24 protein-coding genes are annotated in these 26,283 nt (G+C 60.9%); 12 read left to right on the top strand and 12 right to left on the bottom strand.

Annotation, left to right across the window (positions count from 1 at the left end; all coding sequences use genetic code 11):
* Positions 1-90: 90 nt before the first annotated feature.
* The gene (locus V3388_RS05380; RefSeq protein ID WP_336367281.1) at positions 91-717 is read right to left on the bottom strand and encodes a class I SAM-dependent methyltransferase; all 627 of its coding nucleotides are present in this window, start codon (positions 715-717) and stop codon (positions 91-93) included.
* Positions 718-905: 188 nt separating this feature from the next.
* On the opposite strand from V3388_RS05380, the gene V3388_RS05385 reads away from it, so the two are divergent.
* Genes V3388_RS05385 through cydC form a run of 4 tightly spaced genes read left to right on the top strand, consistent with a single transcriptional unit; the run spans position 906 to position 6,671 of the window.
* Positions 906-2,336, top strand: a complete 1,431-nt coding sequence (locus V3388_RS05385) for a cytochrome ubiquinol oxidase subunit I (protein ID WP_336366518.1) — start codon at positions 906-908, stop codon at positions 2,334-2,336.
* Positions 2,337-2,338: 2 nt separating this feature from the next.
* Positions 2,339-3,340, top strand: coding sequence for a cytochrome d ubiquinol oxidase subunit II (gene cydB / locus V3388_RS05390; protein WP_336366519.1), 1,002 nt, complete (start codon positions 2,339-2,341; stop codon positions 3,338-3,340).
* Entirely contained in the window at positions 3,341-5,077 is a 1,737-nt protein-coding gene (cydD, locus tag V3388_RS05395) for a thiol reductant ABC exporter subunit CydD (RefSeq protein ID WP_336366520.1), read from the top strand.
* Entirely contained in the window at positions 5,070-6,671 is a 1,602-nt protein-coding gene (gene cydC, locus V3388_RS05400) for a thiol reductant ABC exporter subunit CydC (RefSeq protein ID WP_336366521.1), read from the top strand. Before cydD ends, cydC begins: the two co-directional genes overlap by 8 nt.
* A 6-nt stretch (positions 6,672-6,677) precedes the next feature.
* On the opposite strand, the gene V3388_RS05405 is transcribed toward cydC, so the two are convergent.
* Both V3388_RS05405 and V3388_RS05410 read right to left on the bottom strand, forming a co-directional pair.
* Positions 6,678-7,937 carry a saccharopine dehydrogenase family protein gene (locus V3388_RS05405; protein WP_336366522.1) on the bottom strand — a complete coding sequence of 420 codons (1,260 nt, stop codon included), beginning with the start codon at positions 7,935-7,937 and terminating at the stop codon, positions 6,678-6,680.
* A 34-nt stretch (positions 7,938-7,971) separates the two neighbouring features.
* On the bottom strand, positions 7,972-8,388 hold the full coding sequence (locus V3388_RS05410; protein WP_336366523.1) for a hypothetical protein: 417 nt from the start codon (positions 8,386-8,388) through the stop codon (positions 7,972-7,974).
* Positions 8,389-8,586: 198 nt separating this feature from the next.
* On the opposite strand from V3388_RS05410, the gene V3388_RS05415 reads away from it, so the two are divergent.
* Both V3388_RS05415 and V3388_RS05420 read left to right on the top strand, forming a co-directional pair.
* Entirely contained in the window at positions 8,587-8,919 is a 333-nt protein-coding gene (locus V3388_RS05415) for a hypothetical protein (protein ID WP_336366524.1), read from the top strand.
* A gap of 13 nt (positions 8,920-8,932) precedes the next feature.
* Positions 8,933-9,391 (top strand): hypothetical protein, encoded by a 459-nt coding sequence (locus V3388_RS05420; RefSeq protein WP_336366525.1) that lies wholly within the window; start codon positions 8,933-8,935, stop codon positions 9,389-9,391.
* A 116-nt stretch (positions 9,392-9,507) separates the two neighbouring features.
* On the opposite strand, the gene V3388_RS05425 is transcribed toward V3388_RS05420, so the two are convergent.
* Positions 9,508-10,449, bottom strand: coding sequence for an electron transfer flavoprotein subunit alpha/FixB family protein (locus V3388_RS05425; protein WP_336366526.1), 942 nt, complete (start codon positions 10,447-10,449; stop codon positions 9,508-9,510).
* Positions 10,449-11,198, bottom strand: a complete 750-nt coding sequence (locus tag V3388_RS05430; RefSeq protein ID WP_336366527.1) for an electron transfer flavoprotein subunit beta/FixA family protein — start codon at positions 11,196-11,198, stop codon at positions 10,449-10,451. Before V3388_RS05430 ends, V3388_RS05425 begins: the two co-directional genes overlap by 1 nt.
* A gap of 419 nt (positions 11,199-11,617) precedes the next feature.
* Here V3388_RS05430 and V3388_RS05435 point away from each other — a divergent pair, with 419 nt between their 5' ends.
* A complete protein-coding gene (locus V3388_RS05435; RefSeq protein WP_336366528.1) occupies positions 11,618-13,270 on the top strand; it encodes an electron transfer flavoprotein-ubiquinone oxidoreductase in 1,653 nt (550 codons plus the stop codon).
* Positions 13,271-13,464: 194 nt separating this feature from the next.
* On the opposite strand, the gene V3388_RS05440 is transcribed toward V3388_RS05435, so the two are convergent.
* From V3388_RS05440 to V3388_RS05450, 3 genes are all read right to left on the bottom strand, one after another.
* Positions 13,465-14,373: a helix-turn-helix domain-containing protein gene (locus V3388_RS05440; protein WP_336366529.1), complete on the bottom strand. Its 909-nt coding sequence runs from the start codon at positions 14,371-14,373 to the stop codon at positions 13,465-13,467.
* Between the two features lie 368 nt (positions 14,374-14,741).
* Positions 14,742-15,203 carry an FKBP-type peptidyl-prolyl cis-trans isomerase gene (locus tag V3388_RS05445; protein ID WP_336366530.1) on the bottom strand — a complete coding sequence of 154 codons (462 nt, stop codon included), beginning with the start codon at positions 15,201-15,203 and terminating at the stop codon, positions 14,742-14,744.
* A gap of 205 nt (positions 15,204-15,408) precedes the next feature.
* A complete protein-coding gene (locus tag V3388_RS05450) occupies positions 15,409-15,966 on the bottom strand; it encodes a DUF1285 domain-containing protein (RefSeq protein ID WP_336366531.1) in 558 nt (185 codons plus the stop codon).
* Positions 15,967-16,432: 466 nt separating this feature from the next.
* On the opposite strand from V3388_RS05450, the gene V3388_RS05455 reads away from it, so the two are divergent.
* From V3388_RS05455 to V3388_RS05470, 4 genes are all read left to right on the top strand, one after another.
* Positions 16,433-16,681, top strand: coding sequence for a Blp family class II bacteriocin (locus V3388_RS05455; protein WP_336366532.1), 249 nt, complete (start codon positions 16,433-16,435; stop codon positions 16,679-16,681).
* A gap of 118 nt (positions 16,682-16,799) precedes the next feature.
* Positions 16,800-17,891 carry a hypothetical protein gene (locus V3388_RS05460; protein WP_336366533.1) on the top strand — a complete coding sequence of 364 codons (1,092 nt, stop codon included), beginning with the start codon at positions 16,800-16,802 and terminating at the stop codon, positions 17,889-17,891.
* A 62-nt stretch (positions 17,892-17,953) separates the two neighbouring features.
* Entirely contained in the window at positions 17,954-19,216 is a 1,263-nt protein-coding gene (locus V3388_RS05465; protein ID WP_336366534.1) for an HlyD family secretion protein, read from the top strand.
* Positions 19,213-21,312 carry a peptidase domain-containing ABC transporter gene (locus tag V3388_RS05470; RefSeq protein WP_336366535.1) on the top strand — a complete coding sequence of 700 codons (2,100 nt, stop codon included), beginning with the start codon at positions 19,213-19,215 and terminating at the stop codon, positions 21,310-21,312. The genes V3388_RS05465 and V3388_RS05470 overlap by 4 nt, the downstream gene beginning before the upstream one ends.
* A gap of 5 nt (positions 21,313-21,317) precedes the next feature.
* Here V3388_RS05470 and V3388_RS05475 read toward each other — a convergent pair whose 3' ends face one another.
* The 4 genes from V3388_RS05475 to V3388_RS05490 all read right to left on the bottom strand — a co-directional run bounded on the left by V3388_RS05475 (position 21,318) and on the right by V3388_RS05490 (position 24,640).
* Complete coding sequence (locus tag V3388_RS05475; protein ID WP_336366536.1) at positions 21,318-21,770, bottom strand: SixA phosphatase family protein; 453 nt, start codon at positions 21,768-21,770, stop codon at positions 21,318-21,320.
* A gap of 64 nt (positions 21,771-21,834) precedes the next feature.
* On the bottom strand, positions 21,835-22,902 hold the full coding sequence (locus V3388_RS05480; protein WP_336366537.1) for an NAD(P)H-dependent glycerol-3-phosphate dehydrogenase: 1,068 nt from the start codon (positions 22,900-22,902) through the stop codon (positions 21,835-21,837).
* Positions 22,903-22,925: 23 nt separating this feature from the next.
* On the bottom strand, positions 22,926-23,417 hold the full coding sequence (locus V3388_RS05485; RefSeq protein ID WP_336366538.1) for an STAS domain-containing protein: 492 nt from the start codon (positions 23,415-23,417) through the stop codon (positions 22,926-22,928).
* A gap of 14 nt (positions 23,418-23,431) precedes the next feature.
* On the bottom strand, positions 23,432-24,640 hold the full coding sequence (locus tag V3388_RS05490) for a PP2C family protein-serine/threonine phosphatase (RefSeq protein ID WP_336366539.1): 1,209 nt from the start codon (positions 24,638-24,640) through the stop codon (positions 23,432-23,434).
* Positions 24,641-24,754: 114 nt separating this feature from the next.
* Between V3388_RS05490 and V3388_RS05495 the strand changes: the two genes are divergently transcribed.
* Entirely contained in the window at positions 24,755-26,239 is a 1,485-nt protein-coding gene (locus V3388_RS05495; RefSeq protein ID WP_336366540.1) for a phosphohydrolase, read from the top strand.
* Positions 26,240-26,283 lie beyond the last annotated feature (44 nt).

Genomic DNA, 26,283 nt, shown 5'->3' on the forward strand with positions numbered 1-26,283 from the left:
GGGGATTTGCGGGGCGCAATTGTATAAGTCAGTTCCGGGCAACGCAATTCAGATTCCGCTCGGACGCCGCTCCGGCGGGCGCGGTGGCCATTAGCCGTCGGGGTTTGTCGCCCTGCCCTGGTATACGTAGCCGGCAATCTTCGGCGCGCCGGGCACGTAGAGGGTTTCGAGTTCCGTAACCTCAAAGCCGGCCTCGCGAATCAGCACGTCAATCGGGCGGTTGAGGTGGCAGCCGCCGGCAAACCGTTTCCAGGTGGGCGTGATGCGGTTCTGCCACGTGTGCACCCTGGCATCGGAGGACTGGCCGTGCTCAAGAAACAGCAGTTCGCCGTCGGGTTTGAGCACGCGCTTCATCTGGGCCAGCGCGGCCTTTGCATCCGGGATGGTGCAGAGGGTGAAGGTCAGCAATACGGTGTCCACGCTGTTGTCCGCCAGCGGAATGGCCTCGCCGGGCAGATCGACCCATTCCACCGGTACCGGCGCGGCGGCAACATTGTTGGCAGCTTTGCGGCGCATGCCCTCGGAGGGTTCCAGCCCGTAGACCAGGCTGACCTGGCCGGCATCGTAATATTGCAGGTTGATGCCGGAGCCCATGCCCACTTCCAGAACCACGCCTTTCGCCCGGGGCACCACCTGCTGCCGAAGCTTCAGGATTTGGCCCATTGAGCAGGCTTTGTCTATGATGAAAGGCAACACTTTTTCTTCGTAAAAGTGCATCGTGATTCCCATACTTGTCTCAAGTCAAAAGTGCGACATTATGCCCTGTTTGGGTTGATGTTTTTTCTTGTAGCATGGATGCCATCTGCCGGTTATTACAACATAACAAAACATGCTATGGCAGTGGCCGGGCTCGTCCCCGCTCCTGCGGGATGGCTCATTGGTGTGTGGTCTAACCGGAGGTTCCCATGGAACTTGATCCAGTCTTGCTTTCGCGCATGCAGTTCGCGTTCGTGGTGTCATTCCACGCCATTTTCCCGGTGTTCACCATCGGTCTCGCTTCCTACATTGCCGTCCTTGAAGGCCTGGCCTTCAAAACCCGCAGCCCGGTCTGGGAAAAGCTGTCCGCCTTCTGGACCAAGGTATTCGCCGTGGTCTTCGGCATGGGGGTGGTCTCCGGCATCGTGATGTCGTTCCAGTTTGGAACCAACTGGAGCAATTTCGCCCAGGCCTCCGCCAACTTCCTTGGGCCCATTCTCAGTTACGAGGTGGTCACCGCCTTCTTCCTGGAAGCCGGCTTCCTGGGGGTCATGCTGTTTGGTCGCCATAAAGTACCGGCGGGCGTTCACCTGTTTGCGGCGATGATGGTGGCCCTGGGCACGTTCATCTCCTCGTTCTGGATTCTCTCCGCCAACAGTTGGATGCAGACGCCGGCCGGTGTGGAGCTTCGGGACGGCATGTTTCATGTGACCTCCTGGAGCGAGGCCATTTTCAACGCCTCCTTCCCCTACCGGTTCACCCACATGGTTCTGGCCTCGTTCCTCACCGGCGGTTTCGTGGTGGCCGGCGTCAGCGCCTGGTACCTGCTGCGGGGCCGTGAGGTAGAAGCCAACCGCAAGGCGCTGTCCATGTGCCTTTGGCTGCTGCTGTTTATTGTGCCGCTGCAGATTTTTGTCGGCGACATGCACGGCCTGAACACGCTGGAGCATCAGCCGATGAAAGTGGCCGCCATGGAGGGTAACTGGGAAACCTCCAGCCACGTGCCGCTGTTGCTGTTCGCGATTCCGGACAAGGACAGCCAGAGGAACCTGGTGGAGATTGGCATTCCCAGCCTGGCCAGCATGGTACTCACCCACTCCTGGGATGGCGTGGTTCCGGGCCTGAAGGAAATTCCGGTGGATGAGCAGCCGCCCGTGGGCTTTGTGTTCTGGTCGTTCCGCACCATGGTGGCCATGGGCATGCTGATGCTGCTGTTTGCGGTGACCGGGCTGGTGCTTCGCAAGGGCGGCCGATACTGGCGCACGCCCTGGTTCCTCCAGGGGCTGCGGTTCATGAGCCTGGCGCCGTTCATTGCGGTGCTGACCGGCTGGTTTGTCACCGAGGGTGGCCGCGCGCCCTGGCTCGTGTATGGGGTGATGACCCAGGCCGAGGCGGTGACGCCGTCCCTGACCGGGGGTATGGCGCTGTTCACGCTCATTGGTTACATCGTGGTCTACGCGCTGGTGTTCACCGCCGGCGTGTACTACCTGATGCGCGTGCTCTACGTCGGCCTGGAAGACCAGCACGATGAAGACGAGCATGAGGCCGAGCGCCCGATGCGGCCGTTCTCTGCCGCCCATGTGCCCTTCGAATACGACGACGACAGCCAACACACTCCGGCCAGCCAGGGAGGTCACTGACCATGGAACAATTTGATCTGGCCCTGATCTGGGCCTTCATCATCGGCTTTGGCGTGATCATGTATGTGCTGATGGACGGGTTCGACCTGGGGGTGGGCATCCTGTTTCCCTTCGCCCCCAGCGAAACCGACCGGGACACCATGATGAATTCGGTTGCCCCCGTGTGGGATGGCAACGAGACCTGGCTGGTCCTCGGTGGGGCCGGCCTGCTGGCCGCGTTTCCGTTGGTGTATTCCATCCTCCTGCCGGCCCTGTACATTGGCGTGTTTCTGTTGCTTGCCGGGCTGATCTTCCGGGGCGTGGCCTTTGAGTTCCGGTTCAAGGCGCGGACCTCCCGCTACCTCTGGAACTGGGCGTTTGCCGGCGGCTCCACCGTGGCCGCCTTTGCCCAGGGCGCTGTTGTGGGCAGCTACATTCAGGGCTACGCCACCGCCAACGGCGTGTATGTGGGCGGCGCCTTTGACTGGCTGACCCCATTTACCGTGCTGACCGGGCTGGGCATGCTTGCCGGCTACGCGCTTCTGGGTGCCACCTGGCTGATCATGAAAACCGAGGGCGAACTGCAGGCGTGGGCCTACCGCCTTACCCTGCCCCTGCTGGCGGCGGTGCTGGCCATCTTCGGCATCATCAGCGTGTGGACGCCGTTCGTGAACGACGCCATCCGGGAGCGCTGGTTTGCTCACATCGGGGTGATCTGGGTGCTGCCGTTCCTGACCCTGCTGTGCGCGTTCCAGATCTACCGGTCCGTGCGTAACCGGTTTGAGGGCATGCCATTCGTGGCCACCATGGGGCTGTTCATCACCACGTACCTGGGGCTAATCGCCAGCCGCTGGCCGTACGTGGTGCCGCCCAACTACACGCTGTGGGATGCGGCTTCCGCTTACAACTCCCAGCTGTTCCTGCTGCTTGGGCTGCTGTTCGTGGTGCCCATCATCCTCACCTACACGGCCTGGTCCTACTGGGTGTTCCGGGGCAAGGTCCGCGCCGGCGAGGGTTACCACTAAGTGCCGGCTCCGGAACCGCGCGCCGTTCGACGCTGGCTCTCGGAGCTTGCCCAAGGTCAACGCCGATGGATTCAGGGTGCCGCGCTCGCAGGCACCCTGTCCGGGGTGGCCGCCATCGTCCAGATGGTTCTTATCGGGCTCATTGCCCACCGTGGGCTGGTGCAGGACGCACCGCCCAACGCCCTGATTCCCCTGTTTCTTGGCCTGACCGTCGCGGTCATCGCCCGTAGCGCCTGCCAGGGGCTGCAAACCCAGCTGGCCGCCCGGGCCAGCGAGCGCGTCAAGCGGAGTGTTCGACGTCGGCTGCATCAACACTGGCGCCAGGCGGGCCCGAGGGCCGTGGGGGACGAGTCCGCGGCGGTGCTCAGCCGTGAGTGGATTGACCACGTCGACGCCCTGCACGGGTACTTTGCCCGGTTCCTTCCGCAAATGATTCTGGCCACCCTGGTGCCACTGATGATTCTGGCGGTGGTGTTCTGGCTCGATTGGCTGGCCGGTATTTTCCTGGTGCTGTCAGCGCCACTCATTCCCTTGTTCATGGCCCTGGTGGGCATGGGCGCCGAGCGCCTGAATCAACAGCATTTCGAGACCATCAGCCGGCTGTCCGGGCAGTTTCTGGACAAGGTGCGGGGCCTGACGACCTTGCAGCTGTTTGGCCAGACCGAGGCGGCCGCCCGGCTCATCGAACAGCGCTCCGAACGATACCGTGCGGTCACGCTCAAGACGCTTCGGGTGGCGTTTCTGTCATCGGCGGTACTGGAGTTTTTTGCCTCCGTGGCCATTGCGGTGATTGCCATTTACATCGGCTTCGGCCTGCTGGGCTACATCGAGTTTGGCCCTGCGCCCGGGCTCACGTTATTCAGCGGCCTGACGGTGCTGCTACTGGCGCCGGAGTTTTTCCAGCCGCTGCGGGTTCTTTCCCAGCACTATCACGATCGGGCCGCCGCCCTCGGGGCCGGTGCGGAGCTGATGCTCCGGATGGACGAACTGGACCAGCGCGCCGTCACGCCGGCCCAATCGCATTCCGGGGCCCGCTCGCAAACGCCCTCTTCCGATCCGTCACCGGGCGGGTCCGCGACGGGCGAGGCCGATGATGCGCCAGGCATTGCGCTGCAGGGGGTCTGGTTCGCCCACCCAGGCGCGGAGCCGTTGTTCCGTTCCCTCACTCTGTCGTTTCGGCGTGGGGAGGCTGTCGCGCTCACCGGCCCTTCCGGTGGCGGCAAATCCACGCTGTTGCAGCTGCTGGCCGGTTTCGTTGCGCCCTCCCGGGGCCAGATCTCCGTGCTGGGCCGGGCGCCCGGCAGCTTTCGGTTTGGCTGGCTCGGGCAGCGTGGGTTCCTGGTGCACGGCACCTGGGCGGACAACCTGCGGCTGACCACGCCGGAGGCCAGTGACGTCGCCATCGAATCCGCGCTGGAGCGGGTCGGGCTGGCCGAACTGGTGCACGGACGCCCGGACGGCATCCACAGCGCGGTGACCGACGACGGTCGGGGCCTATCCGGCGGCCAGGCCCGTCGGCTGAGTCTGGCCCGGCTGTTTCTGGCAGATTACGATCTGATTCTATTGGACGAGCCCACCGCAGGGCTGGACGCGGACAGCGAGATCATCGTTATCGACGCCCTTCACAAGCTGTGCGACGCCGGTAAAACGCTGGTCTTTGCCACCCACCAACAAGCCTTGCTGACCCTGGCAGACCGTATCCTGAGCATTGACCGCGGGGAGGTTCAGGATGCGTGAGCTGTGGCCCTGGCTTCGCCTGATTTTCCGTCGTCGTGGCCGGCTGTTGGTCGGTGCCTTGCTGATTCTTGCCACGGCGCTTGCGGGCATGTCCCTGCTCGCCGTCTCCGGCTGGTTTATCACCCAGACCGCACTGGTGGGCCTGCTTCTGGCGGCCGGCCTGCCGGCCACCATAAACCTGTACGTACCCGGCGGTGCCATCCGATTTTTCGCGGTGTTCCGCACGGCAGCCCGGTACGGGGAGCGGCTGTACAACCACGACACCGTCTTGCGGCTGCTCACGGACCTTCGGATCGCGCTGTTCCGGAAACTGTCGGTCGCCCGTCGTGGCCGGCTGTCCGGCGCCCAGTGGCTGTCCCGGCTGACCAGCGATATTGATGCGCTGGATACGCTCTACCTTCGGCTTATTGCTCCGGCAGCCATGGCGCTGGTGGTGCTGTTGCTGGTCGTGGCGCTGATCGGCGCCCTGTTCAGCGCCGAAGCTGCGATGGCCGTTGGACTGCTCTGCGGCCTGGCGCTCTTGACCGCTACCGCGGCGGTGGTCTGGCGGACCCAAGCGCTGGCCTATCGCCAGAGCGACCTTCAGGAAGCCCTGCGAACGGCCGTGATTGAGCATCTCGAGGGCATTGCCGAGCTCCGGGCAGCAGGCCGGGTGGGTCGTCACGGTGCCTGGCTGCTGCGCCAGGCTCACACCCTGGACCGGAGCCGTAGCCGCGTGGAGAGCCGGGTAGGCTGGCACCAGGCGATTGCCGGTTTGCTGATCCACGTTTCAGTGATCTGGGTTCTGTGGTTGGGCTTTGCGCTGCACGACGCCGGGCAAGTGACCGGACCGGTCGTGATGCTGGTACCGATTGCCCTGATGGGGCTTCAGGAAGTGTATGCCATGCTGCCGGACGCCTTTGGACGCCTGGGTGGCACTGTCTCTGCCGCCCATCGTCTTAATCAGGATACGGCGGTTACGCCGGGCATCGACGGTGTTGTCGCGCCTACGGACGGCGCCGCCCTGGCGGTGGACTACCTGACTCTGCGCCACGGCACTTTGCCCCCGTTACTCACGCGTTTCAGCCTGAAGCTCCAACCGGGAGAGCGGCTCGGGGTGCTCGGAGCGTCAGGCAGTGGTAAATCGTCTCTCGCGGATGCCCTTGCGGGGCTCGAGACGCCGGCCCGGGGCACCGTCGCTCGCGTCCCCTGCGCCTACCTGACCCAGCAAACCCAACTGTTCGAAGATACCCTGCGCACGAACCTGCTATTGGGGGCCCCGAACGCGTCCGACGGCGATCTCTGGCAGGTGCTGGAGGTGGTGGAACTGGCGGATCGGTTTGAGGCCGAGCCGGACCGGCTCGATACCTGGCTGGGCAGCACCGGCAGTCGGCTGTCCGGGGGCGAGGCCCGTCGGGTGGCGCTCGCCCGTGTGTTGCTGAGCGCTGCGCCCCTCGTACTTCTGGACGAGCCGTTTACCGGGGTGGACGCCGACGCCCGCCAGCGCATTGCCACGCGCCTCGAGCGCTGGCTGGAAGGGCGCACGGTGATCTGCCTGGGCCATGGCACCGACGCCCTGCTCCGCTGTGACCGGGTACTCAGGTTCCCCTTGTAAACCCGATCAGCGGGTTTCAAGCACCTCGAACACCAGGCCGGCGTTGTTCTGAAGCCGCTCCAGCAGCTTACCGTCCAGCAGGGAGGCCGGCGTCCAGAAGCCGCCAGGTTGATCCTTGGGCACGTCAAACGCCAGGCACAGGCCAGCCTCACCCAGCATCTTGCCGGTGGAGCCGTAACCCGGGTCACGATCCCCAGTTACCCGGGTAATCATGGTTTTGCCATTGCCCGTGCGCCCGACAAACCGCAGATCAAAAAAGCCGGACGCCTGCTCTTCCGGGCTCGGGCCCTGCCCGGGCTTGGGCACGAGCTTTTCCACCACCCAGCGGGTCGGGCCAATGGCCGAGGCGGTAAAGAACGCGCCCAGCGCCCCGGTCATGGCGTAGGCTGCGGCCCGGCCTTTGAGCCCCCGGCCGGTCATGATCGCCTCGTCGTAGGTGAATTCCTTGCCGTAACGGTCGTCCTGCAGAGCGTTTGACCGATGCACAACGCGGGTGTTGATGGCGCCCATCACAAAGGGCGCCAGCCAGGCGTTCAGGGTGCGGTCAAACTCGGCGCCTTTGAGGCTCGGCTGGCGCACGGTGGAACGGTGGCCGTCCGGCGAGATGGAGAACGGATTCGCCAGCTCCTTGCGAAGCTGCGGGTCCGCGCCGGCTTCCTTGGCGATGTTGATCATGGACGCCACCGTGCCGCCGGACAGACCGCCTTTGGCGGCTTTCACCCGCATGCGGACGCTCTCGCAAGTTTCGCCAAACTGGATTTCCGCCTGGGTCTGCAAAAACCAGACACCGAGATCCGAAGGAATGGAATCAAACCCGCAGCAGTGCACAATGCGCGCCCCGGACGCCTTGGCATCGTCCTCGTAGCGCTCGATCATGCGCCGGATCCACTGAACCTCGCCGGTCAGGTCGCAATAGTCCACCCCTGACCGGGCGCAGGCCCGGACCAGGGGTTCGCCGTACAGCGCATAGGGCCCTACGGTCGAGATCACGACCCGGGTGCTCGCACACAGGTCAGCCAGCGCATCGTCGTCCGCCGCATCGGCCATCAGCAACGGCAGGCCCGCCGCACCATCGCCAAGGGCCGTGCGAACATCGCTGAGTTTTGCCTCCGAGCGCCCGGCGATCGCCCAGTCCAGGTCACCGCCAACGCCGTGGCGCTCAAACAGATAGCGGGTGAGAATCTGCCCGACAAAACTGGTGGCGCCAAACACCACCAGATCGTGGCGTTTACCCGAGGCCTGGGTTGTTTCGGTGGAATCGGTCATGCTGCGTCCTTGTCGTAATGAAGTTGACGTACAGTTATCCAGTCGCCGGGACGGCCCGGGCGCGCAACAGGCGCATGATCACGGCAACGCCGAGGCCCCAGAAACCGTTCAGAATAAGCCCGCCTACCCACATCTGGGCAGAAGGCTCAATGCCTTTCAGCGGAAACACCACCAGCATCGCGACCACGGTGGGCCCTACGGCGCCGGCAAGCACATGCCCCAGCCAGTAGCCGGTGCCCGCCAGTCGGCCCAGCAACAGCCACAACACCATGCCCCAAAGGCCACCGAAGAAGCTCAGCGACAGCACCTGAGGCACGCCGAACGGCGGAACCGGTGCCATGCTAAAGGGGGCGGCGGGCACAACGCCTGCCAGATAGAACACGTAAAACAAGCCCTGGTGAAACACCAGCGTGGCGAGAAAACCGGCGATAAACGCCTTGAGCCAAACCATAACCTGCTCCCTGTCGTTGTTTCTGGAATTTTGAAGGCCGTCCGGGCGCCGTGCAAGGTGCAGGCCCAGGACATTACCAGCTTTGCGGCCTGCGTCCAGTTTCCCGGGGCTCGGCTGCCGCGCGTCGGTACGGCCAATCGCTTGGTGCCGGCATTACTGCACACTGCACCCGATACCAAGAAGGAACGGAGGTGGCCTTTGCTGACATCGGTGTTGTTCGTCCTGAGCCTGGCCCTGTTGGCCGGCAACGGCTTTCTGTTCTGGCAACTGCGTGAACAGAAAGCCCTGATTCGCCACCTGATGGACCAGGACAGCCAGGATGCCGCGCTTCCACCGCCCGAACCCGTACTTACGCTGCGGATTCGGGACCCGATTGCCCTGGCGAAGCGGGAGTCCCGCAGCGCCCGGATGCTGGCCGACCATCTACCCGTGATGGTGAGCAAGATGGTGTACCAGGAGGTCCAGAAGGAACTGGAAGTGGAGCTGAGGGAACGGCAGATCGACGTCGACATCCAGATCGACTACCGCTGAAGGGAGCCAACCCATGCTCAATGCCCTGATTATCCTCTGCCTGCTGGGCGCCGGTGCCCTGGGCACGCTCACCTATCGGGATCTGCAAACCACACGCTCCCAGATCCGGCGGATCAATGCCCGGAACGCTGCCCGTCTGAGCACGGTTCAGCGCAAACGGCTGGAGCTGCTGGAGGTGCGCAACCGCGCCCGGCTGGTGGAAGGTACCGTCTCTGGCGGAACCACCGCTATCGAGCGCCTGCACCAGGCCCTTGCCGGCACCACGTTCGGGCTGATCGACCTACTGTCGTCCGATGAGCAGTTCAAAGCCAGCGCCCGCCGGGCCAAGGCCAGCCACGATAAAACCCGGCGCGACATCTACGGCGCCCTGCGCACCACCAACCGGGCCGTACATCTGATCGCCGATATGCTGTTTATCAGCAAAGCGGAAAAGCGACTTGTCGGCCGTCGCAAGGAGCGGAACGGCGACTGACAACATGGGCCATCTGCTCAGCGTGCCGGCGATTGCCAAGCCGTCACCCGGACACAAATCCGGGGCACAAAAAAAGGCACCCGAAGGTGCCTTTTTTCGTGCGTCCGGGCTCAGGCTCAGACGGCTTTTTTCAGCTCTTCCTCAAGCTGCGGAACCGCTTCGAACAGGTCCGCCACCAGGCCGTAATCGGCCACCTGGAAGATCGGTGCTTCCTCGTCCTTGTTGATCGCAACGATCACTTTGGAATCGGACATACCGGCCAGGTGCTGAATCGCGCCGGAGATACCAACGGCGATGTACAGCTGCGGGGCAACGATCTTGCCGGTCTGGCCGACCTGCATGTCGTTGGGTACGAAACCGGCGTCAACCGCCGCACGGGACGCGCCAACGGCGGCGCCCAGCAGATCAGCCACGTTCTCCAGCATTTTGAAGTTGTCGCCGTTCTGCATGCCACGGCCACCGGAGATCACGATGCCCGCAGAGGCCAGGTCCGGACGATCGGATTCAGCCTTCTGCTCGCTCACGAAGCTGGACAGGCCAGCGTCCTTGACCACGTCGAGCTGCTCAACGGAAGCGGAGCCGCCGTCGGCAGCCACCGGATCGAAGCCGGTCGGGCGTACGGTAACCACCTTGATGCTGTCGCTGGCCTTGACGGTTGCGATCGCGTTACCGGCGTAAATCGGGCGCACGAAGGTGTCATCGGACTCAACGCGGATGATGTCGGAGACCTGGGCAACGTCCAGCAGCGCAGCAACGCGCGGCATGAAGTCTTTGCCAGTGGTGCCGGCAGCGGCCAGGATGTGGCTGTAGTTCTTGCCCACTTCGGCGACCAGCTCACCCAGGTTCTCGCCCAGGAAGTGGCCGTAAGCGGCGTTGTCAGCAACCAGCACCTTGTTCACGCCTTCGGCCTTGGCCGCGGCTTCCGCAACGGCGCCACAGTTTTCACCTGCCACCAGAACGTCGATATCACCACCGATGGCCTTGGCAGCCGCAACCACGCTCAGGGTGGCCTGCTTCAGGCTGCTGTTGTCGTGTTCAGCAATAACCAGGATGCTCATCAGATCACCTTCGCTTCGTTCTTCAGTTTGTCGACCAGCTCGGCAACGTCCGCCACCTTGATGCCCGCCTGACGGGAGGCCGGGGCTTCAACCTTCAGGGTGGACAGGCGCGGCTTCATCTCAACGCCCAGGTCTGCCGGAGCCACGGTGTCCAGCGGCTTCTTCTTGGCCTTCATGATGTTCGGCAGGGACGCGTAGCGCGGCTCGTTCAGGCGCAGGTCGGTGGTCACCACCGCCGGAAGGTTCAGGGCAACGGTCATCAGGCCGCCGTCCACTTCACGGGTCACGTTGACTTTGTCGCCCTCAACAACGACCTCAGAGGCGAAGGTGCCCTGGCCCATGCCAGTCAGCGCCGCCAGCATCTGGCCGGTCTGGTTGTTGTCGGAATCGATGGACTGTTTGCCGAGGATCACCAGCTTGGGCTCTTCCTTCTCGACCACAGCCTTGAGCAGCTTGGCCGCTTCGAGGGACTGGACTTCGTCATCGGTCTCGATGTGAATGCCGCGGTCAGCACCCAGCGCCAGAGCGGTACGGATCTGCTCCTGGGCGGCCTTCGGGCCAATGGATACCACAACGATCTCGGTAGCAACGCCCTTCTCTTTAAGACGAACCGCCTCTTCAACGGCGATCTCGCAGAACGGGTTCATTGCCATCTTGACGTTGGCGAGGTCAACGCCGGTGTTGTCCGGTTTGACCCGCACCTTGACGTTGTAGTCGATAACTCGTTTTACAGCGACCAGAACCTTCATAGATTCCTCGTTCTTCTACGATGGGTTTAATGACTCGCAATCCTCTCGGAGAGCCTGCCGATACTTGAGTGGGCAATAATACTGCAGGCAAAGGCCAGAGGGGTCAATAGCCCCCGATGACGCTCCAGGACCGCTTTTGCAGCCATTGATCCGGTATTGACCCGGATCGGCGATGAGACGATACTAAAAATCGACTCAAAACACACGATATTTCGGTGTACACGTACAATGCCAAATCGTGGCGGAATTTTCAAACAAACGTTTGTTTGATTCTTCGATTCCGGTATGCTTTTGAGTTACAAAGCCGGTTTTGCCGGCTGCGAACAGTCGTCGGGCGTCCCGAATATCGGTATCATGACGCCCCTGAACAGGCCTGCGGGCGTATAAATAGTCAATATAAGCTGTTTGAGGAGACCAACGTGGAACGCGAATCGATGGAATTTGATGTTCTGATCGTCGGCGGCGGCCCTGCGGGCCTGTCGGCAGCCTGCCGCGTCATGCAACTGGCGCAGGAAGCGGGCGAGGAACTCACCGTTTGCGTCGTCGAGAAAGGGTCCGAGATTGGCGCCCACATCCTGGCGGGCACCGTGTTCGAGCCGACCGCTCTGAACGAGCTGTTTCCCGACTGGAAAGAAAAAGGCGCGCCCCTCAATACCCCGGTGACCCGGGATGACATCTTCCTGCTGAAGAACCAGGACGCCGCCACCAAGATTCCCAACGCCTTTGTGCCCCGCAACATGCACAACCACGGCAACTACATCATCAGCCTGGGTAACCTGTGTCGCTGGCTCGCCGAACAGGCGGAGCAGCTGGGCGTTGAGGTATACCCCGGTTTCGCCGCAGCGGAAGCTATCGTTGAGGATGGCCAGGTCAAGGGCATCATTACCGGTGACATGGGCGTAGCCCGCGACGGCTCCCATAAAGACGGCTACATGCCGGGCATGGAACTGCGCGCCAAGTACACCCTGTTTACCGAGGGCTGCCGCGGTCACCTGGGCAAGCGCCTGATCGCCGATTTCAAACTGGATGAAGGCAAAGACCCCCAGCATTACGGCATCGGCATCAAGGAACTGTGGGACATTGACCCGGCCAAACACGAGCCGGGCCTGGTGGTTCACACCACCGGCTGGCCGCTGAACGAATCCGGCAGCACCGGCGGCTCGTTCCTGTACCACCTGGAAAACGGCCAGGTCTATGTCGGCCTGATCACGGACCTGTCCTACAGCAACCCGCACCTGAGCCCGTTCGAAGAATTCCAGCGGCTGAAGCTGCATCCGGAAATTCGAAAGTATCTGGAAGGCGGCAAGCGCGTGTCCTACGGCGCCCGCGCCATCGCCAAGGGGGGCTACAACGCTCTGCCCAAGATGAGTTTCCCTGGCGGCCTGCTGCTGGGCTGCGATGCCGGCACACTGAACAGCTCCAAGATCAAGGGTTCCCACACCGCCATGAAGTCCGGCCTGCTGGGCGCCGAAGCGGTGTTCGAGGCGCTGAAAGAGGGCAAGACCGGCGAAGAAATTACCGGCTTCCAGAAGCGCTTCGAGGACAGCTGGCTGTATAAAGAGCTGTACGCCGAGCGCAACTTCGGCCCGGCCATGCACAAGTTTGGCAACATCGTGGGGGGCGCCATCGCCTTCTTCGAGCAGAACATCCTGCGGGGCAGCCTGCCGATCACCTTCCGGGATACCACGCCGGACTACGCCACCCTGAAGCCGGCGGCCGACGCGAAGAAGATCGACTACCCGAAGCCGGACAACACGCTGACGTTTGACCGCCTGTCTTCGGTGTTCATCTCAAACACCAACCACGAGGAAGACCAGCCGGTTCACCTGAAGCTGACCGATCCGACCATTCCCATCCAGGAGAACCTGCCCAAGTACAACGAGCCGGCACAGCGTTACTGCCCGGCGGGCGTCTACGAAGTGGTTGAATCCGACGACGGCAGCGGCAAGCGCTTCCAGATCAACGCGCAGAACTGCGTGCACTGCAAGACCTGCGACATCAAGGACCCCGCCCAGAACATTACCTGGGTAACGCCGGAAGGCGGCGGCGGTCCGAACTATCCGAACATGTGATGTTCGGGTGACGCATAAAAGGGTCAGATGAATGTTCATCTGACCCTTTTTTATGGGCTTGGCGTCAAACCAGAGGCCAACCAGGGGTCAGATGAAAGCGTTCATCTGACCCCGACCTTTTTTTTCCGGCGTGACCAGGGGTCAGATGAGCTCTTTCATCTGACCCCGTCTTCCAAACTGACCCCGTCTTCCGATTACAGAGATCGCCGGAACTCCGACGGCGACTGCTTCACGTACTTCTTAAAGTTCCGGTTAAAGTTCGAGATATTCACAAACCCGCACTCATACGCGATCGACGCGATTGGCCTGCGACTGCTTCTCAAGAGCTCACAGGTGCATTCAACACGCAGCTTGTTCACGTACTCGACAAACCCTACGCCATAGGCCTTTTTGAACGAGCGACAAAAGTGCGACGGGCTCATGACCGCGACTTCAGCCGCCTGCTCCAGCGTGAGGTTGGTCCGGAAGTTCTGGCGCGTGTAAGCCAACGCCCTCTTCAGATTCTCGGATGCCAGGAAATTTGCCGGCCCGACGCTGTTGCCGACATTCAGCAGTTTTCGGGGGCAGCTCGCCAGGCGATCCAGAACCGCCAGAAACTGGCTGAAGCGGCGACACCCCTCAAGCTGCTCGAGCTCGAGAATCCGGTCACCGATCTCGTGGATATCCGGCACCCCAGAGATCTCAACCCCATACCCGGAATCGGCCAACAACGACTCAAGGTTCCGCAGCTCCGGGAAGAGCTGGAGAATTCTGGCGGTATGGTGCTCTCTGAACAGTACGGCGCAGTCGATAACGGCATCACCACGAGGATGGCCGTTAGTCGGCTCACCGATCCAGGCGTGGGCAATGTTCGGAGCCAGCAAGAACACGCTGTGCTCCACCAGTGCCCCGCGGTGGCCACCCACAGCGGCCTGCCCGGAAAAATTCCAGAACGCGTGAAGCTCAAACTGATCGTGGTAGTGCCAATGCTGGCGTCTCTCGTTGGTCGTGCACGACTCAGCGTCGCGCCAGGTGTTTGTTGATACTTCCAGAAAATTCCGTTCAACACCCATAGTTTGCGCCTGTTTGTCGTTTGTTGTTTTACCGCCACAGGTCTTGCGCAATAGAACATCTGAACCGAGCAATCCGGCAGATACCCCCCAACGCCTGCATTTTAAGCTAAGGCGTTTTCGCAGAACGGGGAATGCAAATTCCTACGATTTTTTTGTAAAAGAGTCCGAATGTCCCCAATAATCGAGGTGGGACGCACTTTCCCTCAGAAAGCCTGAACGGTTTGGCGACACAGTCGGACGCACGGCCGATCAGGTCGATGAGCCGGCAAGTAGAATGCGAGAACGGGGAGCGCGGGATACCACGGAAGGGTAGGAAAACACCGTACAGGCCCAGTTACTGTGGCCCTGACGGAAAGGGAGATGGTCATCGTCAAGAGGGGCGGGCTTTCCCTGCCCCTCTTGACGAGAAGAGTCACAGCTTAGTGAACATGGCCGTGCTCTTGTTCTTCGTCGGTCGCTTCGCGGGCTTCGACCACTTCCACATCAAAGTGCAGGGTCTGGCCGGCCAGCGGGTGATTTGCGTCAATGGTGACGGTTTCATCATTGACTTCCACCACGCGAACGATCTGGGGGCCGCCCGGGGTCTGCGCCTGGAACTGCATACCCGGCTCAATGGTGTCGACGCCTTCGAAGGCGGACCGCGGAACCGGCTGGATCAACTCTTCGTTGACTTCGCCATAACCCTCAGCCGGTGCGACGGAAACGGTCACCTGATCGCCGGCATTCTTCTCGGTCAGCGCGCTTTCCAGTCCGCCGATGATGTTCTGGGCCCCTTCGAGGTAGGACAGCGGCTCGCGGCCTTCCACACGGGAAGAGTCCAATTGCTCGCCCTGATCGTTCGTGAGGGTGTAGTGAATGGTGACAACTCGAGGTTGGGCCATTGTTTCTCCTTGCCTGTCGCAATGACTGTATGTGAATAAAGGCAATCGAAAGTGATCGTGAACAGTCGGACTGAACAGAGGGACTAACGACCACCGGGCCTCGTTAGAGAGCCAGGCTCGATAACAAGCATAACCACAGTCTAACAACGGTGTTACTGTGGTTTCCACCGTATTAATGGGCGCGGTCATCGGCATTTCAACCGCTCTAACCGATTTTCCAGAATTTTCCCCCACTCCAAACGCCCAGGGCCGTCGAGTCACTATCGTCGGCGCTCTCTACGACACAGCCCACCAGATCGTAATAGGCACTGGTGACCATCCTGGCGTCCAGCCCATGACGAACGGCGATAACAGGCCTGGGCTCGCCCCCGGGGTAGGTACCCATGGTCAGCGGGTGGTCTTCGCCGATGGCAAGGGTCTCGCCCACGCTGGTCGTCAGCGAGAGGACCTGCGCCGCCCCGTCCCCGGTGACGCTCAGGCTGTGTGCCAGCAGCGGTGTGTCGTCTACCCTGATCCGCCACTTTTCAACTGGCGTGACGAGGTAGTAATCGCCATCACTCTCGCGGCGCAAAACAGACGCAAACAACCTGACAATCGACTCCCGAGCGATGGGTGCGCCCTGGTAAAGCCAGACCCCGTCCCTCGTGATACGAATATCGATATCGCCTGACAGCTCAGGATGCCAGTGCTCGAGAGGGGGCCGTCCGTCGCTCTCGGGCAGCGATGCCTGAATTCTGCCCTCAACACCTTCAGATCCATTCATAACCGTCCACATTCCTGAAAAAAGGGGGTAACTGGGCGACCCAGAATGAACCATTTGGGCCCCACATCGCAATCATTCTGCCTCAACCAGCAAGCATTACCCATTTTAACATTTCTCCCGATTGTGCATTATTAAATGCGATCTCTCCTGCCTCCTGCATTTAATAAACTATGCCAAAACAAAAAGGCGTATCAAATATAAGGGTTAATAATAGGCAGGTTATTTTACCGGATAGGCTGACAGCTATTTTATGTAAATACCCTAAACACATCACGCCGCGCAATATTTCATTATGACGTTGTATGGAGTTGTCCTCGCCGCATAAAAGATCATGAATTATTGCGGAATGATATTCATATTTTGCGATCGCGTTGACGGTTTTAATCATGCGTTGCTAGCTTTTGTTTGCCAACAATGGCACAACACCTGACATCTGGAGAAAGCAATGAACAATCAAGCTACGCAAATGCAAGAGTTGACGTTCGAAGAGTGCATGGAAGTCAGCGGCGGCCGCTTCCGTGACCGGTTCAAGGCCCGTCGGGCGAAGCGCCAGGCGCGTCGCCACAGCGATCGTCGTAAGTGCATTCGAATGGCGACCGGTGTCAGCGCTGCCGGCGGCGCGGCAAGTGGTCTCGAGGGTGGCCCCCTGGGCGTTGTCGTTGGTGCGATTACCGGCGCAATCGGTGGAGCGATTACGGGTGCTGGTACCTGCTAAGGGCAGGCACTGCTCGCCCTCTCTTTAGCCGTGCAGCACAACAACGGTAGAGAGTTCTCGTCGCTTGTCACTGGTGAGGGGCAAGCGGCGTTTCTATGGCCCTGGTCAAGCGTCCATCATGTTAAACATTCTTCTATTGCACGCCGGCTTTGTCGCCGCTTTGTCCGTAAACGCCGTGATCGTTTACGTGCAGTGCTTTAACGCCGAAAACGGATCCCTTCTCAAACTCTGCGACCGCAAGGGTGGCCGTTGTTCGGAAATGATGTTCAGCTCTGCATCGCACCTTTTCGGCATCCCGCTGTCCCTGTATTCATTTTCAGCGCTGGCCTCTATTTACATCGGGACCATATTCATTTTTTCAGGATTCCCGGGGTTTCTGATCACGTTTCTCGGCCTGCTTGCCCTTGTCTCAGGCCTGCTCTTCTTCGCCCAGATCATTGCACGAAAATTCTGTTATTTGTGCAATCTCTTCAATGCGTTAAATGTCATCACATTTATTATATCTGTCACGACAATAGACCACGTATCGGGTTATACGCTATCCCAGGCATTTATCTGGGCACTTATTGCAATCACCCTATTCTCAGCGCTGTGGGCTCTGTGGAAAACGTACTCCGCGTTTATTGACCTGGATAATGAGCGAATGTTGTGGGCATCCATTGTTCGCCAGGAAGACCCTCTCGATCTTCGTATACTGACTCAGGGCACAGGGCTCCGCCCCTCGTTTGGCGCTTACTTTCCGGCGGTTCAGCACCCTGACGCCCGGAAGACCATCACGCTGTGCCTGAGCCTGGACTGTGAGCACTGCATGGATGTCCTGGCCTCCCTTCTTGACAGGCGGTCGGCACTGGCGACACGCCCGGTTGATCTGAACGTCTATTTCACCTGCCGGCGAACAGAATCTCCCAGCTACTTCACGCTGTTGAATGAGTTGAAGAAGATTCCGGCTTGCGACCCAGCCACCTTTCTGGAACGCATCGGTCCCGGTGTTCTGGAGTACACCGCAACGTCCGCCGACAAACAGGGTGACGCCAATCCGGACGTCCTGTCCCTGATGCACCAGTTCGAGCGTGCCTCAGAGGATAGGAACGAGCCCGATGTCTTCCCGTTCCTGCTGGTGGACGGTATCGCGTTGCCCGAACCCTGTAACGATGTCGACTTCTGGTTATCGGTCTTTTTCCCGGTAAGGGATGCCTATACCGGCGCTTGATTACGCGACTTCCGGGCAAACCCGACGGCGGCCGCCTGCCCTGCTCTTTTGGGAACCACGACATGCGTAAAGAACTGTTCCGACGCCAGGCCATCGAATCCGCGACCGACTCGATGTTTGGCAAACCGATCAACATGACCACGCCGGGTATTCTTGCGATATCGACAACGTTGCTGGGCGTCGCCATGGTGATTGCGCTGTACCTGTATTTCGGCGAATTCCAGCGCACCGAGACGGTCGGCGGCGTATTAAAACCCAAATCGGGACAATCGGAGATCCGGGTGTCGACCGGTGGCGTCGTCACAGAAAGCCCGGTACGGCTCGGTCAGTTCGTGCCGGCCGGTACGACCCTCGTCCGCATTGAACGATCCCATTACTCACGGGACGCCGAGGCGGACATTCAACTTGAGGAGGCGAACCTGACTCAGCGCATCGAGGTACTGTCCAAACGTACCCAGTTGAAAAAGGACCAACAGTCCCTGGAGCAGCGCCATATTCAGACGAAGCTGTCACGCCTGGCCGATCAACGGACGCAGCTTCAAACCAGAATGGCACTGAACGCCAGGGCCCGCCAGCTGACAAAGCGGAGATTGGACCGTGCCCTGTCAAACCGGGCAAAGGGCTTGAACACGATCGACGAAGTGGACAACAAGAAACTGGCCTATATCGACCAGTTGAACGAACAAGCCCGGCTTCAGGAGGAACTGGCCAGCCTGTCGTCAGAGGAGACCGACCTCAACGACGAACTTGAGAGCCTGCGCTCGAAGGGATTGATCGAAATCAATGAGTTACAGGAACTCAAACTTCAACTCACCGATCAGTTGAACGCCCTCCAGGCAAAAGCCGTCACGTTGGTCAAGGCCCCGGTGGATGGCTACGTCAGCGTCGCGCCGCCGCCCCCGGGCCAGCTCGTTCACCCCAACGATCTGGTCACGATCATCAGGTCGCGGCGGAATCAGCTGGAAGCCAGGGTGTTCGTGCCCACTGACGCCATCGGCTTCATCGACGTCGGGCAACGCGTAAACCTGAGATTTGACGCTTTCCCCTATCAGCGATTTGGCAGTGGTGCCGGGCACGTGGTTGCCATTGAGCGGTCGGCACTGGACGCGAAGGATCTGGATGCGCCCATCAGCAACTCCCAGCAACGGGCCTTCTACCCAGTCACCATTGCGCTCGATGACACCCTGACAACCACCCAGGGCGTCCCAATCCGCCTGCGGCCGGACCAGACGCTGCAGGCCGATATCGTTCTGGACCGGCTCCGGATTCACGAGTGGCTGCTCGACCCTCTCTATCGACTTCGCGGGAGACTTGAAACCCCATGATCAACACCTTGCGTTTCCTGTCCACGCGCTCACTGCCCGTCATTCAGCAGTCCGAAGCCGCGGAATGCGGCCTCGCCTGCGTCGCCATGGTTGCCAGCTATCACGGCCACCGTTTGGATTTGCACACCCTGCGCCAACGGCACTCCCTCTCTCTGAAAGGGGCGGACCTTGTCCAGATCATGAATGTGGCGTCCGCTCTGGAGCTCATTCCACGGCCGCTGAAACTCGAGAGTTCAGGCATTGACCAGTTGGTTCTTCCCGCCATCCTGCACTGGGATATGAACCACTTCGTGGTCCTGAAATCGGTTTCCTCAAACGGGGTGCGCATACACTGCCCCGCGCGAGGCGCATTGACCTTGACCCGGGAAGAGGTCGATCAGCACTTTACCGGCATTGCCCTTGAACTGCGTCCCAGTGACGGGTTTGAAAAGAAGGATGAGCGCAGCCCCCTGTCCCTGTGGAGCCTGATTCCTCCGCTGACCGGGATGAAGGCGCTGATAGCCCAGATTCTGGTTGTGTCGCTGGTGCTTCAGGGCCTGGCTCTGCTCTCGCCGTACATGATCATGATCGTCACGGATACCGCCCTGGCAACCGATGACAGCAGCATGCTGACGGTGATTGGCATCGGGTTCCTGCTGCTCGCGTTACTGACCACAATCGCCGAGGTCTTTCGATCGTGGCTGCTGTTGTACTTCAGCAAAACGCTGAATTTCCAGATGGCGGCCCGGCTGTTTCGCCACATGATCTATCTGCCCCATCATTTTTTCACACAGCGGCATGTCGGTGATATCCAGTCCCGCTTCAGTTCCATGGAGTCTGTCAACGAGACCATAACCGGAAGCGTCCTCGCGGCCCTGATCGACGGCGGCATGGTGGTGATCACGCTGGGCCTGCTGTTTAGCTACAGCCAGACATTGGCGTTCATCATCGCCGGTGCAACGTTGGTCTACGCCCTTGTGCGGGTGGTGTCCTTTAACGTTCTGCGCCGGCGATCCGAGGCCGAGATCATGGAATCAGCCAAGGTTGATACCAACTTTCTTGAAACGGTCCGGGGAAATCAGAGCATCAAGATCATGCGGGGCGAGCGCGACCGGGAAGTGGGCTGGCAAAATCGGACAGCGGATGCCATCAACAGTGAAATCAACGTCAACAGGCTCGAAATCTGGCTCAATGGGGTGAACTCGTTGCTGTTTGGTGTCGTTAACGTGGTGGTCATCTGGATTGGCGCTGCGCTGATCATGCAGGGCGAGTTGACGATCGGCGTACTGATGGCGATCACCATGTGGAAGGGCAACTTTGAAGAAAAGGCCGCCAGCTTTATCGAGGCCGTTATTCAGATTGTTCTGCTGGGCCTGCATCGGGACCGGATTGCGGATATCGCCCTGACCGAAACGGAAAACATCGGCACAGATTCCGGGAAAGCCATCGACATTTCAGGGCAGATCGACGTTTCCGGCCTTTCGTACAGTTACTCCGAGATGGACGCGCCGGTGTTATCCGAGCTTTCATTCAGCATAAGGCCCGGCGAATCGGTGGCGTTGACCGGCCCGTCCGGGTGTGGGAAAAGTACCCTGATGAAAGCGCTCATTGGCCTGGTGGAGCCAACGGACGGCGAGGTGCGCATCGACGGCCATCCGATACCACAGCTGGGGCTGGGGCACTACCGGGACCGGATTGGCGTGGTTATGCAGGACGATCAGCTGTTTTCCGGGACGCTCCGGGACAACATCACGTTTTTCAGTACCGCCCCGGATGACGCGAGAATCAAACACGCGGCAGCCATCGCGGCCATCGACGACGACATTGCCGCCATGCCGATGGGCTACGATACCCTGATTGGGGATATGGGAACGGTGCTGTCTGGCGGCCAGAAGCAACGGGTCCTCATTGCTCGGGCCCTCTATCGTAACCCTCGTATCCTGTTCCTGGATGAGGCGACCAGCCACCTCGACAACGCGCTTGAGCGGCGCGTCAGCGACAATATTGCGGCGCTGGGAATTACCCGGGTCATGATTGCACACCGGAAAGAGACCATCGCATCCGCCGATCGGGTGATTGAGCTGCTTGATCTACAAGGGGAACGGCTATCCGCCTGAGGGCGTTACGGCAAAAACTGGGCTTTCAGATCCGCACAACCCGGCCCCACCACGGGCAGCTCCAGGGCCACCGCCTGGGCGGTCATGAACGGAATACCGCGGCGATGGCCATCCACCAGCAGCGTGGACAGGCTGCCCACCAGTGGCATATGGGAGACAAGCATCAGAGGCGACGGCGGCGCACCCTCAAGCAAGGCGTCGAGGCATTGCCCGGGATCGTCGTCCGGCGTCAGAAAGCCGCGCTCTTCCAAAGGGACGTTCAGCACTTCGGCCACGATGGCAGCGGTCTGACGGGCGCGGGTGTAGGGGCTCGCCCAGATCATGGCCGGGCGCCAGTCGCTCTCGGCAATCTGCCGGGCCACGGCGCCCACGGTCAACCGCCCCCGCTCGGTGAGTTCCCGCTGTTGATCGAGGCTGTGCCAACCGGCCTCGCCGTGGCGCATGATAATCAGTTTCATGGCCCTGGATGCCTCCTGTTCCACGCTTGCCGCGCCCGATTCGCTGCGGGGTTGTTCGCAAATGCTATTGGGCAATGGTACGCGGCAGTATGAATTCCACGTCCGAATTCTGGACCGCCATCATCAGACTGTTGATCACCGCGCTGATCGACGCCGACCCGTACAGGATCTCATACAGGCCACGAACCAGCGGCATGTAAATGCCGATGGCCTCGGATTTCTCTTTTACCAGCTTGAGCGTGTAGATGCCTTCGGCCACCTGCCCCAGCTCTTCGACGGCCTCTTCCAGGGCCTGGCCCTTGCCCACCGCGTAGCCAATGCGGAAGTTTCGGCTTTTTGATGACGTACAGGTGACGATGAGGTCGCCCACACCGGCCAGCCCCATGAAGGTCATCGGATTGGCTCCAAGACTCACCGCAAAGCGGCTCATTTCCGCCAGCCCCCGGGTGATCAGCATGGCCTTGGCGTTCTCGCCCATGTCCAGCGCGGAGGCCAGGCCCGCCACGATGGCATAGATATTCTTGAGGGCGCCCGCCAACTCCACGCCGTACACGTCCACGTTGGCGTATACCCGGAAATACTCACACCCGAGGAGATCCTGCACCGCGCGGCGCACGTCCGGGTCCTTGGCGGCGATCACCGTGGCCGTGAGATCCCGGTTGGCGATTTCCGATGCCAGGTTCGGGCCGCTCAGCACGCCGATGCGGCAGCGGGGAATCTCCTCCTGCAGTATCTCGCTCATCAGCTTGAAACCCTGGGCCTCGATGCCTTTGGTCAGGCTGACGACAATCTGCCCGTCCCGGAAATCGCGGCTGTGCTCGCGGATCACGGTTCGGAAGGCTTTGCTGGGGATGGCGACGAACACCAGTTCGGCGCGGCCCACCGCGTCGGCAAGGTCGGTGGTGGGAAGAATGTCGCCGGACAGTTCGACGCCGGGCATGTACCGGCTGTTGATGCGGGTGTCACGGATTTCGCTGGCCTGGTGGTCATCCCGCATCCAGAAGTGAACGCGGTGGCCATTTTCGGCCAGCACTTTGGTCATCGCCGTGCCAAAGCTGCCGCCGCCCAGGACAGCCACGTCCCTGACCTGGGTGTTGCTCCCGGATTGCCGGGGCTCGGTGTAATCAGACATAGTGCTTCCGTTGTCGTGTCGGATCAGCCGTTCTCTTCGCACTCCAGCGCGCGAACCAGATTCTTGAACTCTTCCCGGTTCTTCTGGTTCATGCCCATCAGTACCCGATGCGCGTCCAGCACCTTGTCGCGAACCTGTTGTTCGCTGGCCTTGAGCACCGGGATTTCTTCAAGTTCTTCAATGCGCGAGGCGGGCTCCCGGACAATAATGAATATCTTGTCGAACCCCATCGAGGTGATGATTCGGGTGACGTCGGGATTGGTGGAAATCAGGGTGGGCAGGAAGTGGCTCTGTTTCTGGGCGGCCATGGCGATTTTGGCCAGAAGCCCGAGGGTGGTGCTGTCGATGATCTCGGTTTCGGTCAGATCGATCACCACGGTCTTGAACTGCGGGTCCTGGGTAATGGACTCCACCAGGTTGTCCAGCGTCGAACACAGATTGAGCCGGATTTCCCCGATAAACTTCAGGACGTAGATGCCCTGTTTCTCAGCCTGCAGAATCTTGTAACCAGCCATGATTCACACTGCCACTAATGAGAGGACGCGGTGCCAGGAATTCCCACCGAGTCACTCACCGAGACGATTGCGATGTCGTCCGGGAGCTCGGTCATCGCATCCAGGCTCAGGGCCTCGTTCAGCGATGCGATAGTGTGACGACCTCCCGAGACGAGTTCAAGTAGCCGACGCTCCTTTTCTTCCAGGGATTTGGCGCGTATCACTTCCAGAATCCCGTCGGAAAACAGCAACAGGTGGAACGGTTTGTCCAGCGCCACCTCGTACACCTCCCATTCCGGGCTCTCAAACAGCCCCAGCGGCAACCCACTGCCTTCCAGGAAGGTGGTGCTGCCGCCCTCAAACGACAGGATGGGCATCGGAAAATGCGCACCCACCGCATAGCGCAAGCGCCGCTCGGATTCGCTGATGATGCCAACGAACACCGTGGCGTGCTTGCCCAGGCCGGTGTCCAGCAACTCCGAGTTGATCCGCTCCAGGAACCGCTCCGGGTAAAGGATGTCGTCGCTGGACTGCCTTCTGAGGTTACGCTGGAGGCGGTTGGTCAGATTTTTCAGCAGCACCGTCACGAAGGCGGAGCTGGCACCATGGCCGGACACATCGGCGATGTACACCAGCAGCTTGTCTTCGGACAGGCGAAAGTAATCGAGGAAATCACCACTGAGGTAGAGCGACGGCTTGATCAGATGATCCACCGACAGCCCGCCGGTGATCTGATGTCGCTCCGGCAGCATGCGAAGCTGCACCTTGCGGCCCGCGCTCTGGTCGGCCCGCAGTTCAGAGATGCCGGCCCGAAGGTCACGGTTGGCTTCCTCCAGCTCCTTCCGGTACAGCTGGTTGAGCCGGCTGACCCGGGCCCGGTCCAGCAGCCGGGCGATGACTCCGTCAATCAGGCCCCGGTCGTCCGTCCAGGGCTTCAGAATAACGTCGGCGGCGCCGGCGCGCAGGGCGCTGACCACATCCTGGCTGGACTCCGTGGTGGAGCCGGCCACAATCGGCGTGGCGGCCTCTGCCTCTTCCAGGCGCCCTGCCAGGTCGCGGATGGCGGTGGCGGGCAGATCGGCAAAAAGAACGTCGGGGATGGCATGGCCGAGCTGGCTGCTGGCAGCGGACACGTCCGCGCACCCGGTCACGTAAAAGCCCCGGCTCTCCAGATAGCGGGCAAGGTCCGTGCGCGATTTTTCGTCGGCGTCGATAATCAGAATGCGCTCGGTGCGCGATGCCATGTCGGTTGCCCTAAACTACCATCGGTAAACGAGAAAACAGGGATCTAAGGCCTATTCTGGCACGCCCCTGTGATATAACAAGGCCCGGCTGATGAATTTGGGGGATTCCTGCACATGAGACGCGCGGTAAACGATCTGCTCGGCGCTTACGACAAGCTGATCATGGATCCGGTTCACGGCGGCATTCCCCTGTACCGGCACGAGATCCAAGTGATCGACCACCCGCTGTTCCAGCGGCTTCGCAACATCTGCCAGAACGACATCCTGAGCCTGGTATTCCCGGGGGCCACCCACTCCCGGTTTTTGCACAGTATTGGCGTATTGCACGTGGGCACCCGCATGTTCCGGGGCATGATTGACGCCTATCTGCGGGAACGGCAACTGAGTGACCAGGCCGACCTGACCCTGCACCAACTGGACGCCATCGACTACCTCACCAAAGTCATCCGCCTCGGCTGCCTGCTGCACGACAGCGGCCACTCGAGCTTTTCCCACCAGTTCACCCAGGCGGCCCGCATCCGGGAGCTGATGTCCCGGTCCGACCGCTTCCAGCGGCTGTGGGAGGGCATCGACGTCTCCGAGTACCACAAGCATCCGCCCGAAGAGCTCGAACATGAGCACTACTCCGTCCGGGTCGCCCACGAGGTGCTCACTTCCGTGGACCTGGCCGCCGCCGGTATCGAGCGAAGCGACGTCATCGGCATTATGGAAACCACGGACGTAGCGCCGAGCGAGACCTTTCGCCAGCACGCCCTCACCTTCTGGGCGTTCATCGCCGGCGCCGACGCCCAGAGCGGCGCCATGGCGGAAGCGGACGTGCCAGCCATGGTAATGGGGTTGCTGTCGTCCATTGTGTCCGGGGAAATTGATGCGGACCGGGCCGATTACATGCTTCGGGACGGCTTCCACTCGTCCGTCACCATCGGCGGTCTGAACCTGGACCACCTGCTGACCAACTTTCGTTTCGGCTGGGACCTGAACGAGCCCTGGCTGGGCCTCGCCATCACCCAGAAAGGCCTGGGCGCGCTGGAAGACTTTGTGTACAGCCGCCACCAGATGTACCGCAAGGTGTACGCCCACAAGACCGCGCTGGGCTTCGATTGGGTGCTGCGGGAGGCGATCAACGAGGTGCTGGCCGATCCGGACAACTTTGCCTGGATCGATACCTGCCTGAGCGACATGCGCTATTTCGCCGAGCTGACGGACAGTTTCTTCTGGGAAGCGTTCCGGAAGGTGGCCCGCCAGAATCCGGCGAGCTTTTCCTTCTGCATCGTTCACCGGGTCAAGCTGGACCACCTGGACACCCGGGAGAACCTCTCCTCCGAAGCCATGGCCCGGCACCGGTCCTGGCTGGCAACCGAACTGTCGTTGGACCCGTCCCGGGTGGTGACCTGCTCCATGCGGGCGCGGTTTTCCAATATTCAGGACAATTTCAGCAGCATCAAGGTGCTGGTGCGCGATCCGATCACTCGCCAGCGCTCCCTGCGCCGGATCTCAGAGGTGAGCGCCTTTTTCAGCAAGTTCAGTGACGGCACGATCACCCATTTCTACACCCAGCCGGGGGGCACCAGAGCGCCGGGCGCCAGCTTGACCGAGTAGCCGTTTTCAGTCGCCGGTTTCGGGAGTGACGTTGGCCATTCTCG

The sequence above is a fragment of the Marinobacter sp. C2H3 genome (assembly GCF_037080155.1).
GTDB lineage: Bacteria > Pseudomonadota > Gammaproteobacteria > Pseudomonadales > Oleiphilaceae > Marinobacter.